General features: G+C 43.7%; 14 protein-coding genes. 2 read left to right on the forward strand and 12 right to left on the reverse strand.

Annotated features, from left to right (window positions below):
- Positions 1 to 313: 313 nt before the first annotated feature.
- The 11 genes from FGL80_RS02415 to FGL80_RS02465 all read right to left on the reverse strand — a co-directional run bounded on the left by FGL80_RS02415 (position 314) and on the right by FGL80_RS02465 (position 11,341).
- Positions 314 to 754: a F0F1 ATP synthase subunit epsilon gene (locus tag FGL80_RS02415; protein WP_010001518.1), complete on the reverse strand. Its 441-nt coding sequence runs from the start codon at positions 752 to 754 to the stop codon at positions 314 to 316.
- A gap of 14 nt (positions 755 to 768) precedes the next feature.
- Positions 769 to 2,169, reverse strand: coding sequence for a F0F1 ATP synthase subunit beta (gene atpD / locus FGL80_RS02420; protein ID WP_010001517.1), 1,401 nt, complete (start codon positions 2,167 to 2,169; stop codon positions 769 to 771).
- 105 nt (positions 2,170 to 2,274) lie between these two features.
- Complete coding sequence (locus FGL80_RS02425; RefSeq protein ID WP_055307327.1) at positions 2,275 to 3,183, reverse strand: F0F1 ATP synthase subunit gamma; 909 nt, start codon at positions 3,181 to 3,183, stop codon at positions 2,275 to 2,277.
- Positions 3,184 to 3,198: 15 nt separating this feature from the next.
- Complete coding sequence (gene atpA / locus FGL80_RS02430) at positions 3,199 to 4,713, reverse strand: F0F1 ATP synthase subunit alpha (RefSeq protein ID WP_010001514.1); 1,515 nt, start codon at positions 4,711 to 4,713, stop codon at positions 3,199 to 3,201.
- A 12-nt stretch (positions 4,714 to 4,725) separates the two neighbouring features.
- The gene (gene atpH, locus FGL80_RS02435; protein ID WP_055307326.1) at positions 4,726 to 5,268 is read right to left on the reverse strand and encodes an ATP synthase F1 subunit delta; all 543 of its coding nucleotides are present in this window, start codon (positions 5,266 to 5,268) and stop codon (positions 4,726 to 4,728) included.
- A gap of 11 nt (positions 5,269 to 5,279) precedes the next feature.
- The gene (gene atpF, locus FGL80_RS02440) at positions 5,280 to 5,789 is read right to left on the reverse strand and encodes a F0F1 ATP synthase subunit B (RefSeq protein ID WP_010001511.1); all 510 of its coding nucleotides are present in this window, start codon (positions 5,787 to 5,789) and stop codon (positions 5,280 to 5,282) included.
- Positions 5,790 to 5,815: 26 nt separating this feature from the next.
- Positions 5,816 to 6,043 carry a F0F1 ATP synthase subunit C gene (gene atpE / locus FGL80_RS02445; protein ID WP_010001510.1) on the reverse strand — a complete coding sequence of 76 codons (228 nt, stop codon included), beginning with the start codon at positions 6,041 to 6,043 and terminating at the stop codon, positions 5,816 to 5,818.
- Positions 6,044 to 6,192: 149 nt separating this feature from the next.
- Positions 6,193 to 6,918 carry a F0F1 ATP synthase subunit A gene (gene atpB, locus FGL80_RS02450; protein ID WP_029510011.1) on the reverse strand — a complete coding sequence of 242 codons (726 nt, stop codon included), beginning with the start codon at positions 6,916 to 6,918 and terminating at the stop codon, positions 6,193 to 6,195.
- 396 nt (positions 6,919 to 7,314) lie between these two features.
- A complete protein-coding gene (locus FGL80_RS02455) occupies positions 7,315 to 8,586 on the reverse strand; it encodes a uracil-xanthine permease family protein (RefSeq protein WP_055307325.1) in 1,272 nt (423 codons plus the stop codon).
- A 529-nt stretch (positions 8,587 to 9,115) separates the two neighbouring features.
- Positions 9,116 to 10,627 (reverse strand): peptide chain release factor 3, encoded by a 1,512-nt coding sequence (locus FGL80_RS02460; protein WP_147001783.1) that lies wholly within the window; start codon positions 10,625 to 10,627, stop codon positions 9,116 to 9,118.
- Positions 10,628 to 10,717: 90 nt separating this feature from the next.
- The gene (locus tag FGL80_RS02465) at positions 10,718 to 11,341 is read right to left on the reverse strand and encodes a carbonic anhydrase family protein (RefSeq protein WP_055307323.1); all 624 of its coding nucleotides are present in this window, start codon (positions 11,339 to 11,341) and stop codon (positions 10,718 to 10,720) included.
- 135 nt (positions 11,342 to 11,476) lie between these two features.
- Between FGL80_RS02465 and FGL80_RS02470 the strand changes: the two genes are divergently transcribed.
- Together FGL80_RS02470 and FGL80_RS02475 are read left to right on the forward strand one after the other, a co-directional pair.
- Positions 11,477 to 12,130 carry an NAD(P)H-hydrate epimerase gene (locus FGL80_RS02470; protein ID WP_029510015.1) on the forward strand — a complete coding sequence of 218 codons (654 nt, stop codon included), beginning with the start codon at positions 11,477 to 11,479 and terminating at the stop codon, positions 12,128 to 12,130.
- A 92-nt stretch (positions 12,131 to 12,222) separates the two neighbouring features.
- Positions 12,223 to 12,867, forward strand: coding sequence for a hypothetical protein (locus FGL80_RS02475; protein WP_055307322.1), 645 nt, complete (start codon positions 12,223 to 12,225; stop codon positions 12,865 to 12,867).
- Between the two features lie 36 nt (positions 12,868 to 12,903).
- Here FGL80_RS02475 and FGL80_RS02480 read toward each other — a convergent pair whose 3' ends face one another.
- A complete protein-coding gene (locus FGL80_RS02480; RefSeq protein ID WP_010001373.1) occupies positions 12,904 to 13,755 on the reverse strand; it encodes an undecaprenyl-diphosphate phosphatase in 852 nt (283 codons plus the stop codon).
- Between the last annotated feature and the right edge of the window lie 91 nt (positions 13,756 to 13,846).

Raw genomic sequence — 13,846 nt, forward strand, 5'->3', positions numbered from 1 at the left:
ACCCATCGTGCAATTTGTGTCTCAAATATGACTGTCTTCAGCATACGGAAGCCGTGTCAAAAAACACGGCATGGTTGCGTAAAGATGGTGTATATTTGCGTTCTTTACAATATAGCAGAAAAATATGGCAGTCAGTCCAATTTCAGATTATAATCTCCTCATTTAAAAATGAAACAGCCGGCACGTCACGAACATTAAACCAAAATATAACACTTAATCCGAACGTTTGCTTTTTGAACAACGCATGCTATTAAAAAGACACAAAAAAACCGAACATTACTGTTCGGTTTTTCATGTTTTATCTTACAGCACATTAATTGCCTTGTTTGACCGCCGCAACATGGATACGGTTAACGGCACGCATTAGGGCAACCCGTGCTCGTTCCAATTCGGCATCATTTTTGTCGTCTTGGGCGTGCGCAATACGCGCTTCCGCACGTTCCTTAGCATTCTGCGCCCGAGAAACGTCAATGGTGTCAGAAGTTTCAGCACTGTCAGCAACAACTGTTAACAGGTCATTTGAAAATTCCGCAATACCACCATTCACCGCTAAAACTTCGCGTTGATCACCTTTTTTGACGATTAATTCATCAATTGTCAGCGCAACGAGTAACGGCACATGCTTTCTCATGACACCAATTTGACCACCTTGCGTATTCACAATGGCCAAATCTACGTTTGGTTCATTATATATTTCACCAACAGGCGTCACAATTTGGACTGTAATGCCTGTTGCGGTCTTTTCATCTGCCATCTCTCAATACCCCCTTATTGGGCCATTGTCTTGGCTTTTTCAACAACTTGTTCAATTACACCAACATTACGGAACGCATCTTCTGGCAAGTCATCATACTTACCAGCCAAGATTTCCTTAAATGACCGCACCGTTTCTGAAACAGGGACATATTCACCCTTAATACCAGTGAATGTTTCCGCAACTGAGAATGGTTGTGATAGGAAGAATTGGATACGACGCGCACGGTTAACCGTTGTCTTTTCTTCGTCTGACAATTCATCCATTCCCAAAATTGAAATAATGTCTTGCAATTCACGATAGCGTTGCAAAGTCCGTTGTACTTCTGTCGCCACTTCATAATGTTCTTGACCAACAACTTGTGGATCAAGCGCTGAAGATGTTGACGCCAATGGATCCACGGCCGGATAAATTCCCTGTTGTGTTAGAGAACGTTCCAAGTTCGTTGTGGCATCCAAGTGCGCAAACGTTGTGGCTGGTGCCGGATCAGTATAATCATCGGCAGGCACATAAACGGCCTGAATAGATGTGACAGAACCCTTCTTAGTTGACGTGATTCGTTCTTGCAATTGACCCATTTCTGTTGCCAACGTTGGCTGATAACCAACGGCTGAAGGAATACGACCAAGCAAAGCTGACACTTCAGAACCGGCTTGCGTAAAGCGGAAAATGTTATCGATAAACAACAACACATCCTTACCTTCGTTATCACGGAAGCTTTCCGCCATCGTCAAACCAGTCAACGCAACACGCATACGTGCACCTGGTGGCTCGTTCATTTGACCATAAACCATGGCTGTTTGACTCAAAACACCTGATTCAGCCATTTCATGGTACATATCGTTACCTTCACGTGTTCGTTCACCGACACCTGTAAAGACAGAAATACCATTGTGACCTTGTGCAATATTATGAATCAATTCTTGAATTAGCACCGTCTTACCAACACCGGCACCACCAAACAAACCAATTTTTCCACCACGGATATAAGGTGCTAGCAAATCAATCACCTTAATCCCAGTTTCTAAAATTTCTGTTGAACTTGCCAATTCATCATACTTAGGTGCAGCACGATGGATTGAATGACGTGGTGTGTCAGGTGCCACAGGACCGTTGTTGTCCACTGGTTCACCCAAAACATTGAACACACGTCCCAACGTTGCATCCCCAACTGGCACTTGAATCGCAGCGCCAGTGTCCGTTACGGACATACCACGTTGGAGGCCATCAGTTGAATCCATCGCAATGGTACGAACCACACCGTCGCCCAGTGCCAATGATACTTCAACTGTCAAAGTTTGACCATTGCCCTTATCGATTTTGAGCGCGTTATTGATTTCAGGGATGACATCTCCTGGTTCAAACGCAACATCGACGACCGGACCAATCACTTGTACGACTTTTCCAGTACTCATTGTCGTTTTCCTTTCAATTTAGCATATGACATCTTTAAATTTGTGTCACACATCACTGCAAACACGCAGCATTTAATTTGATTAATTGTTACAGTTGGTCGCACTTTACTCAAGTGCTGCCATACCACCTGTAATTTCTGTAATTTCTGTCGTAATTGCTGCCTGACGCGCACGATTAAACTGCAACTCCAAACCACTGATAAGGTCTTTAGCGTTATCAGTAGCGCTTTTCATCGCTGTCGATGAAGCTGCATGTTCGGCCGTTTTCGCATCAAGAACAGCCTCATACACGAGACTCTGTGCAAATTGCGGTAACACCACGTTTAAGACAGCCGTCGTATCGGGTTCAATTTCATACGCACTTTGAACGTCTAATTCTGCTTTATCAGCAGTTGTCCCACCCATCGCATCCAACGTATCACCTGTTAAAGGCAAAAGCTGGACATCACGGTATTCACTCGTCAAGCGGTTCACAAAGTGATTGTACACGACATGTAATGCATCAAACACTTCTGTTTCATACAAACTTGTCACCGTTCTAACAACCGAACGAATTTCATTAAACGATGGGATATCAGACACACCGCGATGTTCTAAGATCACGTTAAAGCCACGCTTTTTATAGAAATCAGCCCCATTACCACCAACTGCCAAAATCACCGTGTTGTTTTGATCCAACCCTAAACGTCCCAACAAGGCGTTGGTTTGTTTAATGATATTAGCGTTATAAGAACCCACCAATCCACGGTCAGAGGTTACCACAAGAATCCCAGTTTTCTTAATTGGGCGTTGCGCAATGAGTGGAATGTGTTTAGCATCAGCATTGTGGAACAAGTTCGCCGATACTAAATGTTCGACAACCGCCTCTAAGCGTGCAGCGTAGGCTTGATAGCCCGTACTATAACGTTGAATTTGGTTGAGTTTAGCTGTTGAGACCATTTGCATGGCACTCGTAATTTGCCGCGTCTTTTTTGTGGATGAGATACGACGCTGAATATCTTGCAAAGAAGCCATTGCAGCGTCCTCCTATTATTCTGCTGCTGAACCAGCAAAACCAGCCTTAAAGGCTTCAATTGCTGAATTCATAACAGCTTCATCTGGCAAGTCCTTTGTTGCAACAATTGTCTTAAAGATATCGGCTGCATTAGCTGAGACATAAGCAATCAATTCATCTTGGAAACGTTGAATATCTGCAATTGCCACGTCATCCAAATAACCGTGTGTCAAAGCATACAACACCAATACTTGTTGTTCAACCGGCATTGGCTGATGCAATGGTTGCTTCAAAACTTCAACTGTTCGACGGCCACGCGCCAACTTAGCTTGTGTTGCCGCATCCAAATCAGAACCAAACTGCGCAAAGCTTTCAAGTTCTCGGAATGATGCCAAGTCCAAACGCAATGTGCCGGCAACCTTCTTCATTGCCTTAATTTGCGCATCACCACCAACACGTGACACAGAAGTTCCCGCATCAATGGCTGGTCGTACACCAGCATAGAATTGTTCAGCATCCAAGAAAATTTGACCATCCGTGATTGAAATCACGTTAGTTGGAATATAAGCCGAAACATCACCAGCTTGTGTTTCAATGATTGGCAATGCCGTCATTGAACCACCGCCCAGTTCATCCGACAACTTGGCTGCACGTTCTAGCAAACGTGAGTGCAAGTAGAAGACATCACCTGGATAGGCTTCACGGCCTGGTGGACGACGCAAAATCAATGACAGTTCACGATAAGCCGTGGCTTGCTTTGATAAATCATCATACACAATCAACACGTTCTTGCCGTTATACATGAACTCTTCACCCATTGCTGCGCCAACATAAGGGGCCAAATACAGCATTGGTGCTGGTTCTGAAGGACCAGCATTCACGACAATGGTATAATCCATCGCACCAAGTTGACGCAATGTTTCAACTTGTGTACGCACAGTTGAATCTTTTTGTCCGATCGCCACATAAATGACGATCATGTCTTGATCTTTTTGGTTCAAAATTGTATCCATGGCCAAAGACGTCTTACCTGTCTTACGGTCACCGATAATCAATTCACGTTGGCCTCGACCAATTGGTACAAGGGCATCAATTGCTTTAATACCTGTCTGTAATGGTTCAGAGACAGACTTACGTTCCATGACACCTGGTGCTTTAACTTCAACCGGACGTGTCTTATCTGTCTTGATTTCACCCATACCATCAATGGGTTGTCCCAACGCGTTCACAACACGCCCAATTAATTGTTCGCCGACCGGTACTTCCATAATGCGGCCAGTACGCTTAACTGTATCACCTTCGCGAATATCGTCATAATCACCAAGAATGATGATCCCGACTTCACTTGATTCGAGGTTTTGGGCCATACCGAACGTGCCATTAGCAAATTCGAGCAATTCGCCAGCCATAACATTAGCCAAGCCAGTTGCACGGGCCACACCGTCACCAATATAAGTAACAGTTCCCACTTCTTCTACAGTTAGCGTTGTGTCGAACTTTTCGAGCTGTTGCTTAATTAAAGCAGAAATTTCTTCAGCTTGAATCGCCATTATTCTTCCTCACTAACCTAATAATTGTGCCTTCATTTTGGCAATTTTTGTTTGTAGACTACCATCAATCAAGGTTGACTGTGACTTCAAAATCACCCCACCAAGAATTGTTGTATCCACAACATTTGTCAGATTAACCTGCTTTGCCCCTGTTTTGGCGGCAAAAACATTGGCTAATTTTGATAAACGTGCATCGTCCAGTGCCACAGCTGTTGTCGCTGTCACATCCACAATCCCGTTGGCCTCATTATAATATTGATTAAACGCATCAACCACTAAGGTCAAAACGTTGAGACGTTGATTACGTGCTAATAGTTTCACCAAATTTTGTACAGGTTCAACTGCACCTTGTGTCAATGTCTGTAACAAATTATCACGGACCTGTGCGTCAACATCATTTGATGTTGCTGCCTGAATAAATTCTGGGCTGTCTGCAAGCACGGCCTTAATTGCACGTAGATCTGCTAGCGTTTCATCAACCATCTGATGTTCACTAGACAAGGCAAAAATTGCTTTAGCGTATTGGTTAGCGACATCTTTAAGATTTTTTGCCATCCCAATACTCCTTATTTAGTTTCTAAATCTGAAATGTAAGCATCAATTAATGCTTGTTGATCATCTAACGAGAGTTCCTTTTGCATCAGCTTTGAAGCAATCGCTACTGAGAGCGCTGCTACGTCATCTTTTGCGTTAGAAATCGCGTCTTCCTTGAGCTTCTCAGCATCTGTTTGCGCTTGCTGATTAATTAAAGTTGCACGTTCAGAAGCAGCAGCAAGTAATGCTTCACTTTGCTTTTGTGCGCTAGCTTTTGCGTCAGCGACAACCTTTGTTGCCTGTTGGCGCGTATCAGCTAATTCACTTTGCCGTTGTGCGGCTAACTTTTCGGCTTCTTGACGCGCTTTTTCAGCACCATCAATGTCCGACGAAATTTTAGCAGCACGTTCGTCAAGTACTTTAGTCAACGGCCCGTAAGCCACCTTCTTCAAAATAACCATCAGCACGAGGAATGAAATGATAATAAACAGCATATTACCGAGTGGCAATTGATGTGCTGCTAAGGTTGTTAAACCAAACATGATTTTCCTCCACTCATTCTATATGATTACTTGCTCATCAACATGAAGGCGAAGACGATTGACAAAATTGGCATAACTTCGACCAACGCAACACCCAAGAACATACGAGACAACAAACGGCTTTCAAGTTCTGGTTGACGACTCATACCTGCTAAGAATTGTGAAATCAAAACACCGTTTCCAATACCACCACCAATAGCGGCTCCAGCGGCTGCAATACCCGCTGCGATTACACCAAGATTGTGCAAATCCATGAGATTACTCCTTATTCATCGTGTCGACAGCAGACAATACACGTCGTGCCAACAGCATTCTATTTTTATTTAGATGAAACGCTCCCGCGTGTTGTTTGGCAAGAGTAGCGCGTCCGCATAAACGACCGGCTTCTCTTAACCTATTCCATTTATTCGTTACCTGACAACTGGGCGATAAACACGCCAGTCAAGATTACAAATACGTAGGCCTGTATTCCACCGATAAAGAGTGAAAAGCCTTGCCAGACCATTTCAATCGGCAATGCCAACACTGTCCAGAACCCATTAAAGTGTCCTGGCCAAGCGAGGCTTTTAGCCACGAGTGTCAATAACATTTCACCAGCGAAAATGTTACCAAACAAACGCAGTGATAACGTTAAGAAGTTAGCCAATTGTTCAATGATATTAAGGGGCAGCATCCAAGCATAAGGGGTCAACAACATATTTTTAAGGTAACCCTTAAAACCAAGTTGTTGGACACCCATACCGTGGGCTACCATCAATGTCATCACGGCTAACGTCATCGTCACGATCGGGTCCGCAGTCGGGGACTTAACATAAGTCACCCCATTTGCACCCTGCAATTGCAGCAGCATACCCATTTCGTTTGCCACAATAATGAAGAAAAACAACGTAAATGCGTACAAACCAAATTGGCGTGCTTGTTTCTGTGGCAATTGGCCATCCACGATGTTGTTCGTAAAATCAAGTAAGTATTCGATCAAATTCTGTCGCTTACCTGGTCGTATCGACAACTGTCGTGTGAGCACAATTGATACAATCACAACGATTGCCATAGCCAGCAACGTTGAAATTATCGTACCCCAGTCAAACGTGAGGCCAAGAAACTCAAACGGTGCCGTAGGGTCATCCATGCGCCTTCTCCTTTCTCAATAAATTTGGCGAAATGGTCGTAAACGGCTATTCGTCATAACATATAAATCTATAATACGCTTTTCAGAATGAAATACAACTGTTTTACCCCACTTTTTCACAAAGAAAACGTTTCATTTTTTTCAAATCAGAAAAAATATAATTCTGACGTGATTTAGACAAGATTTGTCAATTTTTTTGACGGCATTATAACTTTAAAAATAAGGTTATATCTAGGTATAGTCCTGTTTAATGACAAAACCGGACCCATTACCCGATAATACGGTCTATCGGATCATCATCGCGCGATACATCATCTGATCCAGACAAACATCACCATTATTCGGTATTAAATATGCTGGTTTTTGTGATAAAAAAAACAAGTGGTGACCCACTTGTTACTTTTCACTTGCCGCCACTTTTGGCAACGTTAAATTCAAAATAATGCCTAATAATGTTGCAATCGCTACACCAGAAAAATCAACTTGTGGCCCGAGTTGCAAATGGAAATTACCAATACCAATCACTAAGATTGGCGCTGCAATCATCAAATTGCGCTTCTGCGTGTAATCGATTTTATTATCAACGATGACTTGCAAACCAGCCGCCGCAATGACACCATACAACACAAAGCCGACACCACCCGTCACCGCACCTGGGATTGTTGAAATCAAAGCCGATAACTTACCAATGAAACTGAAAACAACAGCAAAGGCGGCAGCACCACCAATAACCCAAACGGAATAAACACGACTCAACTGCATCACGCCAATATTTTCACCATACGACGTAACCGCCGGTCCACCAACTAATCCTGCAACAATTGAGGCCGTACCATCACCGGCTAATGTCCGCTTAAGACCAGGATTCTTAAAGAAATCATGTCCCGTCACTTTTGACAACACCATCAAATGACCCAAGTGCTCAGACAAGGTGACCAAAGCAAGCGGTGCCATACTCAAAATAGCAGCAGGATAGAACTGAAAACCATCTTTACCAATAAATGTTTCAAAATCTGGTAATTGGAACCAATGTGCGGCAGCAACTGGTGATAAATCAACCAAGCCAAATATCAAAGCGACAATGTAACCAAAGATAATCCCGAGTAGGACTGATAATAGGCCCAAAAAGCCTTTGAGAAACATGTTAAAGGCAATCGTGCCCAGCAATGTGATTAAAGCCACCACAAAGATCTTCCAATCATATTTCCCATTTAACATCGTAGCTGAATTAGCGGCTGAACCAGCCAAACTCAACCCAATCACCACAATGATTGGACCGACTAATTCTGCTGGGAACAAACGGTCAATCCAACGTGTCCCAACAAAGGTCACGATCCCCGCCACCACAAGGTAGACAAGGCCGACAGAGATAATTCCCTGGGCAACCCCAGGATACCCAACCGTTTTCATCAATGACGTCATCGGAATAATGAAGGCAAAACTCGAACCCATATAAGCTGGGATATTTCCACGGGTAATCAGCATGTGGAGCAACGTGCCGACACCTGAGGTAAATAGCGCCACCCCAGGATTTAAACCAACCAACAACGGCACAAGAACTGTCGCACCGAACATTGAAAATAGGTGTTGCAATGATAGGCCAAACCACGTCCAAAAAGGCGGCTTATCATGGACATCATAAATCGCATTATTTGCTTTTGTCGTCATAATCGTGTTTTGTCAACTCGCGTTAACACATCCTCCTAAATATTCTAAAACCCACAACCAGCGCGAGTTCCAACATTTCCATTATAAACCAAAGAACCTGACTCATGCTATGCATAATGTCAGGTTCCGTTGTATGAAATTATAGGATTGCGCTGCAAACGCAGATTGAAGCTGAAACATTCACGTTTGGTCATCTTCTCGCTTCTTGCCAATTTATCACCCCTACGATACTTGTCACTATTGTCCAGAAAATACCATCTGCTGTTATGTTTATTTGACGTAGTGGATAAATTTTTATCACGCTGGTTAATGGTTCAAATCACGCTTTGATGTTATCCATTAGGATGCTATTGTTATTAACCATTGTCTACAAGTTGATGCCCTAACGCTGCAATTTCTGATAAATTACTTTGCGTCATTAATGGCCTCCTCTTTATTTGTTGTCTTTATTCTACCACACAATGTAAACGCTTACAATAGTATTAAAAATAAAAACAACCACAAATTTTAACTGCGATTGTTTTTGGCATTACATTTTCTCTTCGAGTACGACATCTGGGTACTTGTCGTGGAACCAATTCATGGCAAACTTATTTTCAAACAAGAAAACCGGTTGATCATAGCGGTCCTTCACCAACAAGTTACGGCTAGATGACATCTTTTCATCTAATTGTTCAGGCGCAATCCAACGAGCAACTTTTGAACCGATTGGTTCAAATTGAATTTCCACGTTGTACTCATTTTCCATACGGAATTGGAACACTTCAAACTGCAACTGACCGACAGCACCAATAATGTAGTCACTCCCTTGCCAAGACTTGTAGATTTGAATCGTCCCTTCTTGGACCAATTGTTGAATGCCTTTGTGATACGACTTCTGTTTCATCACATCTTTGGCAATCACACGGTTAAAGAGTTCTGGGGTAAAGGTTGGCAAATCTGGGAATTGGACCACCTTTTTACCCGCATAAATCGTATCGCCGATTTGGAAATTCCCCGTATCATAAACACCAATAATATCACCAGGTACGGCCGTTTGGACGTTTTCACGTTCTTCAGCCATGAATTGCGTGACATTCGACAACTTCAACTTTTTACTGTTGCGTTGTAAGGTCACATCCATGCCACGACTAAATTCGCCGGACACAATCCGCACAAAGGCAATCCGGTCGCGATGGCGTGGATCCATGTTGGCTTGAATTTTAAAGACAAAACCAGTAAATTGCGCATCTTCTGGTGCAACCACTTGTTCATCAACCGTCGTCACGGCAGCTGGTGCTGGCGCATAGGCCAAGTAATCACGCAAGAATTCTGTCACCCCAAAATTAACCAAGGCTGAACCAAAGAAAACTGGCGTCAATTGGCCATGAGCAATGGCGTCTCGGTCAAATGGATTCCCCGCATCACGCAACAATTCAATTTCATCCATGGTTTCGTCCACCACTTCTGGATGCGATGACGCATTTTTAAACGGTACCATCGTGTCACGTTGCAAGTCATAAATGCCTTGCAAAATCTGCCCTGAACCCACCGGCCAATTCATTGGATAAGCTTGAATACCCAGAACTGATTCTAATTCATCTAATAAATCCAAGGCTGGTCGCGCATCACGATCAATTTTGTTAAAGAACGTAAAGACGGGAATGCCACGCTGCGCCACGATTTCAAACAGCTTCTTAGTTTGCGGCTCGATACCTTTTGCGGCATCGACCACCATGACAACCGAATCCACGGCCATTAACGTCCGGTACGTGTCTTCAGAGAAGTCTTCGTGCCCGGGTGTATCTAAGATATTAATCCGCTTGCCGTCATAATCAAACTGCAAGACCGAAGAAGTCACTGAAATCCCACGCTGCTGTTCAATGGCCATCCAGTCAGATGAGGCTAATTTATTAGAGCCACGCCCCTTAACGGTTCCCGCTTCACGAATCACGCCACCATGGAGCAATAATTGTTCCGTCAACGTTGTTTTTCCGGCATCGGGGTGCGAAATAATCGCAAAAGTACGACGATTTTTTAATTGTTCTTGAAAGTTTTCCATAATCTCTAGTTTACCTGATACAGTGGTGTTTCACAACAAAAAAAGCACCGCACACGGCGCTTAGCATTGTCAAATAACAAGACCACGTTATTATTTTTTACCTGACACAGATAGAATTTCACGGCCAGCTAACGCTTGTACATCACGATAGTTTTCAGGATAGCGCGCATGTAACAAAGCAGCATCTGCGGCTGACATGCTAATGGGTTGTGCCAAAACGAGCCACGTCACATTTTGTCCTAACGGTGGTGTTGTTAAAGAGCCCACATAGCGATAATACGCGCGGTCAGTCGGTAATAACCCAACGAGCGTTTGTGCGGCGACCGGCCCGTTTAAAATTGCCTGAATAGGAGTTGCCGTCACGTCACTTGCGACATCAGCTAAAACAGCTAAGACTAAGACGCGCTCACCTTGTTGAAACACAAAATGAATTTCGGCATCATGCCGCCGACCATCAATCAAATGTTCTGCCCCATCATGAAAATGGAAACGTTCCAATTGCCAAGTTTCGCCATCCAATTGCAATGTGCCATTCACTAAGAATTGTTCACCCACAACCCGATCATCATAAGTGGTTTGACCTTGAAATGTTAAGGTCATGGCCGAGGCCATCACCGGCTTACTCTGCTGTTGATTGATATCAATCGGTGATTGAAATGGTGTGTCGTCAGCTTGTCGCCAAGTATCTTGCTGACTGTAGTCAAGGTGTTGCATGTGCTGCCCCCAATAGATTTACTAACTATTGTATCAAATAAAAAGACGAACATTAACAAGTCAAGGAAATCATATCCCACGATACGCGAATATCCTGTATAATAAAATGCAGATTGAGAAAGAAAAGTGACGCGCATGCAACTTGTAACAGCTGCAGAAATGCAGAAAATTGATAACTATACCGTAGAAACAATTGGGATGCCACAAGACGTACTCATTGAACGTGCCGCAATGGCAGTCCTTGACGTCATTGGCGCTGGCCATTTTAATTTAGATCATATCCTCGTTCTTGCCGGCTTAGGGAATAACGGGGCCGATGGTGTCGCGATTGCCCGCCTGCTTTACGCACAAGGCTTCAACGTTTCCTTACAATTTGTGGGTAACGTCGCACGCGCTAAGGATGCCGTCCATCGGCAACTCGCCATTATCGAAAAATATGGGTTGGTACGGGCCGAAAAAAGTGACTTTAACCAAGCAACTTTGATTATTGATGCTATCTTCGGTACTGGTTTAAATAATATCCTTCCAGAAGGCTTGCAGAAAATGATTAAAGCGGCCAATCACATCGAAAAAACTGTCATTGCAGTTGATACACCAACCGGTATTGATGCGTCAACCGGTGAAGTCCGCGGGGCGGCACTAAAAGCACATACGACCGTCACGTTTGGTTATAACAAGCTTGGCCTCACCCAAAAAGTGGGTGGTCATCTCTCTGGTCAGGTTGTTGTCAAAGACATTGGTCTACTGACACCCCCAGATATGACTTTTTCAGTACCTGAACGGCCATAACACACCGTTGCTAGGCTAGCGGCCTAGCTTTTATTTACCACCACTAAGAACAAGCGTTTGTTAAAACGAACGCATGACCTGATAATTTTACAATGACAAGACCAAAATCTCATAAAGTTGCCCTCACCAAAGCACGACGCCAAGAAACGTGGGAACAATTAACCGCCGAACAACAAGCCGTGCTGATACAACATATTCGCTACCGTCAGACCTCTTTGATGATGGATCGCCAACTTTTCGGTCGCGATGGCCAATGGCTTTTCAAAGCGTACCACTATAACGACGCCTATGATACGCCCACAGAAAAACAACTATACTGTGCGTGTGGCCGCCGACTCAAGCATCAATATGTCTTAGAAAATGGTGAAGGCACAGAAATCCGATTAGGGATCACCCATTTTGCCGATCATCTGGGTATTCCTGAAACCGTTATGCGGCAACTACAAACGCAAATTCATCATATTAACTTTGGCCTCGACGAAATTTTACAACGTATCCGTCGCCATGCTGGCCTCAACCCAACCATGCAACAATGGTTTATCACACACCATCACAACTACCCTGATTTACCACCTGATGCTCTTGATTTTGTCAGAGTGGGCTTACCTTTAGAAAAAGACGTCCAAGCCGAAATTGTCCGTTACTATAAACAAGCCACCTATCAACCCAAACCACGCCGACCAAAACCGGCGAAACTCTCTCAAAAAGCTTGGGCAGCATTATTTCAAGACATTTAAAAAAGCTTTCAAACCATCGTTTGAAAGCTTTTTTTATTAGGCCATGTGGAGCAAACCAGCAGCACCCAAGATCAAGAAGACGATACCGATCACAATTCGGTACCAACCAAAGGCCTTGAAGTCATTATTTTGAATATAGCGCAACATGAACTTGATGGCGAACAAAGCAACCAGCCATGATACAACGAACCCAACAAAGAGGACGCCGAGCTGACCACCAGTAAATGAGCCGCCGTGTAGCAAGTACATCCCCACTTTCAAAAGTGTCACCCCAAACATCACTGGAATTGACAAGAAGAATGAGAATTCAGCCGCAACAAAGCGTGAGGCCCCCAGCAAAATTGCGCCAAGGATTGTTGCCCCAGAACGTGACGTCCCAGGCACCAATGAAAGTAATTGGAACAAACCGATGAACAATGCCATTTGATACGTGACCTTGCTAACATCAGTCACCCGTGGGGCAATACCCTTTTGGCGATTTTCGATCACGATAAACGCAATACCGTAAATAATCAATGTCGCTGATACCACCCATGGATTCAACAAATGCGCATCCATAAAGTCATTCAACAATAGCCCAAACACAACGGCTGGCAAAACACCAACAATGACTTTCATCCACAAACGCCAAGTTTGAAAACGTTCACGTGGTGTTTTTTGCGCTGAGAACGGATTCAATTTATGGAAGTAAAGTTGAATCACGGCAAAGATCGCGCCAAGCTGAATGGCGTAGTCGAAAACTGCCGTAAAACTCTTAGTCCAAAGGGCACCACCAGGAATTTTCATCAACGATTCTGCTAAGATAATGTGGCCAGTTGATGACACAGGCAAGAATTCGGTCATGCCTTCAACAATCCCAATGATCACTGATTTGATAAAGTCTAACATAGGTTAATTATTGTGTAGTTGCGTTGTTAACAACTACAATTCCTTCCAATTTAACTTTCTTTATTTTATACTATATTCTTGCGACTCGCCA

Origin of the sequence: Leuconostoc lactis, assembly GCF_007954625.1 — a bacterium.
Lineage (GTDB): Bacteria > Bacillota > Bacilli > Lactobacillales > Lactobacillaceae > Leuconostoc > Leuconostoc lactis_A.

Bases quoted from the DNA above. Each gene is read 5' to 3' on its own strand.
- FGL80_RS02475 (WP_055307322.1), top strand. From the start codon at position 12,223: ATGACAAGACCAAAATCTCATAAAGTTGCCCTCACCAAAGCACGACGC.
- FGL80_RS02465 (WP_055307323.1), bottom strand. From the start codon at position 11,341: ATGCAACACCTTGACTACAGTCAGCAAGATACTTGGCGACAAGCTGAC.
- FGL80_RS02470 (WP_029510015.1), top strand. From the start codon at position 11,477: ATGCAACTTGTAACAGCTGCAGAAATGCAGAAAATTGATAACTATACC.
- FGL80_RS02480 (WP_010001373.1), bottom strand. From the start codon at position 13,755: ATGTTAGACTTTATCAAATCAGTGATCATTGGGATTGTTGAAGGCATG.
- atpB (WP_029510011.1), bottom strand. From the start codon at position 6,918: ATGGATGACCCTACGGCACCGTTTGAGTTTCTTGGCCTCACGTTTGAC.
- FGL80_RS02425 (WP_055307327.1), bottom strand. From the start codon at position 3,183: ATGGCTTCTTTGCAAGATATTCAGCGTCGTATCTCATCCACAAAAAAG.
- atpD (WP_010001517.1), bottom strand. From the start codon at position 2,169: ATGAGTACTGGAAAAGTCGTACAAGTGATTGGTCCGGTCGTCGATGTT.
- atpE (WP_010001510.1), bottom strand. From the start codon at position 6,043: ATGGATTTGCACAATCTTGGTGTAATCGCAGCGGGTATTGCAGCCGCT.
- atpH (WP_055307326.1), bottom strand. From the start codon at position 5,268: ATGGCAAAAAATCTTAAAGATGTCGCTAACCAATACGCTAAAGCAATT.
- FGL80_RS02460 (WP_147001783.1), bottom strand. From the start codon at position 10,627: ATGGAAAACTTTCAAGAACAATTAAAAAATCGTCGTACTTTTGCGATT.
- FGL80_RS02415 (WP_010001518.1), bottom strand. From the start codon at position 754: ATGGCAGATGAAAAGACCGCAACAGGCATTACAGTCCAAATTGTGACG.
- atpA (WP_010001514.1), bottom strand. From the start codon at position 4,713: ATGGCGATTCAAGCTGAAGAAATTTCTGCTTTAATTAAGCAACAGCTC.
- FGL80_RS02455 (WP_055307325.1), bottom strand. From the start codon at position 8,586: ATGACGACAAAAGCAAATAATGCGATTTATGATGTCCATGATAAGCCG.
- atpF (WP_010001511.1), bottom strand. From the start codon at position 5,789: ATGTTTGGTTTAACAACCTTAGCAGCACATCAATTGCCACTCGGTAAT.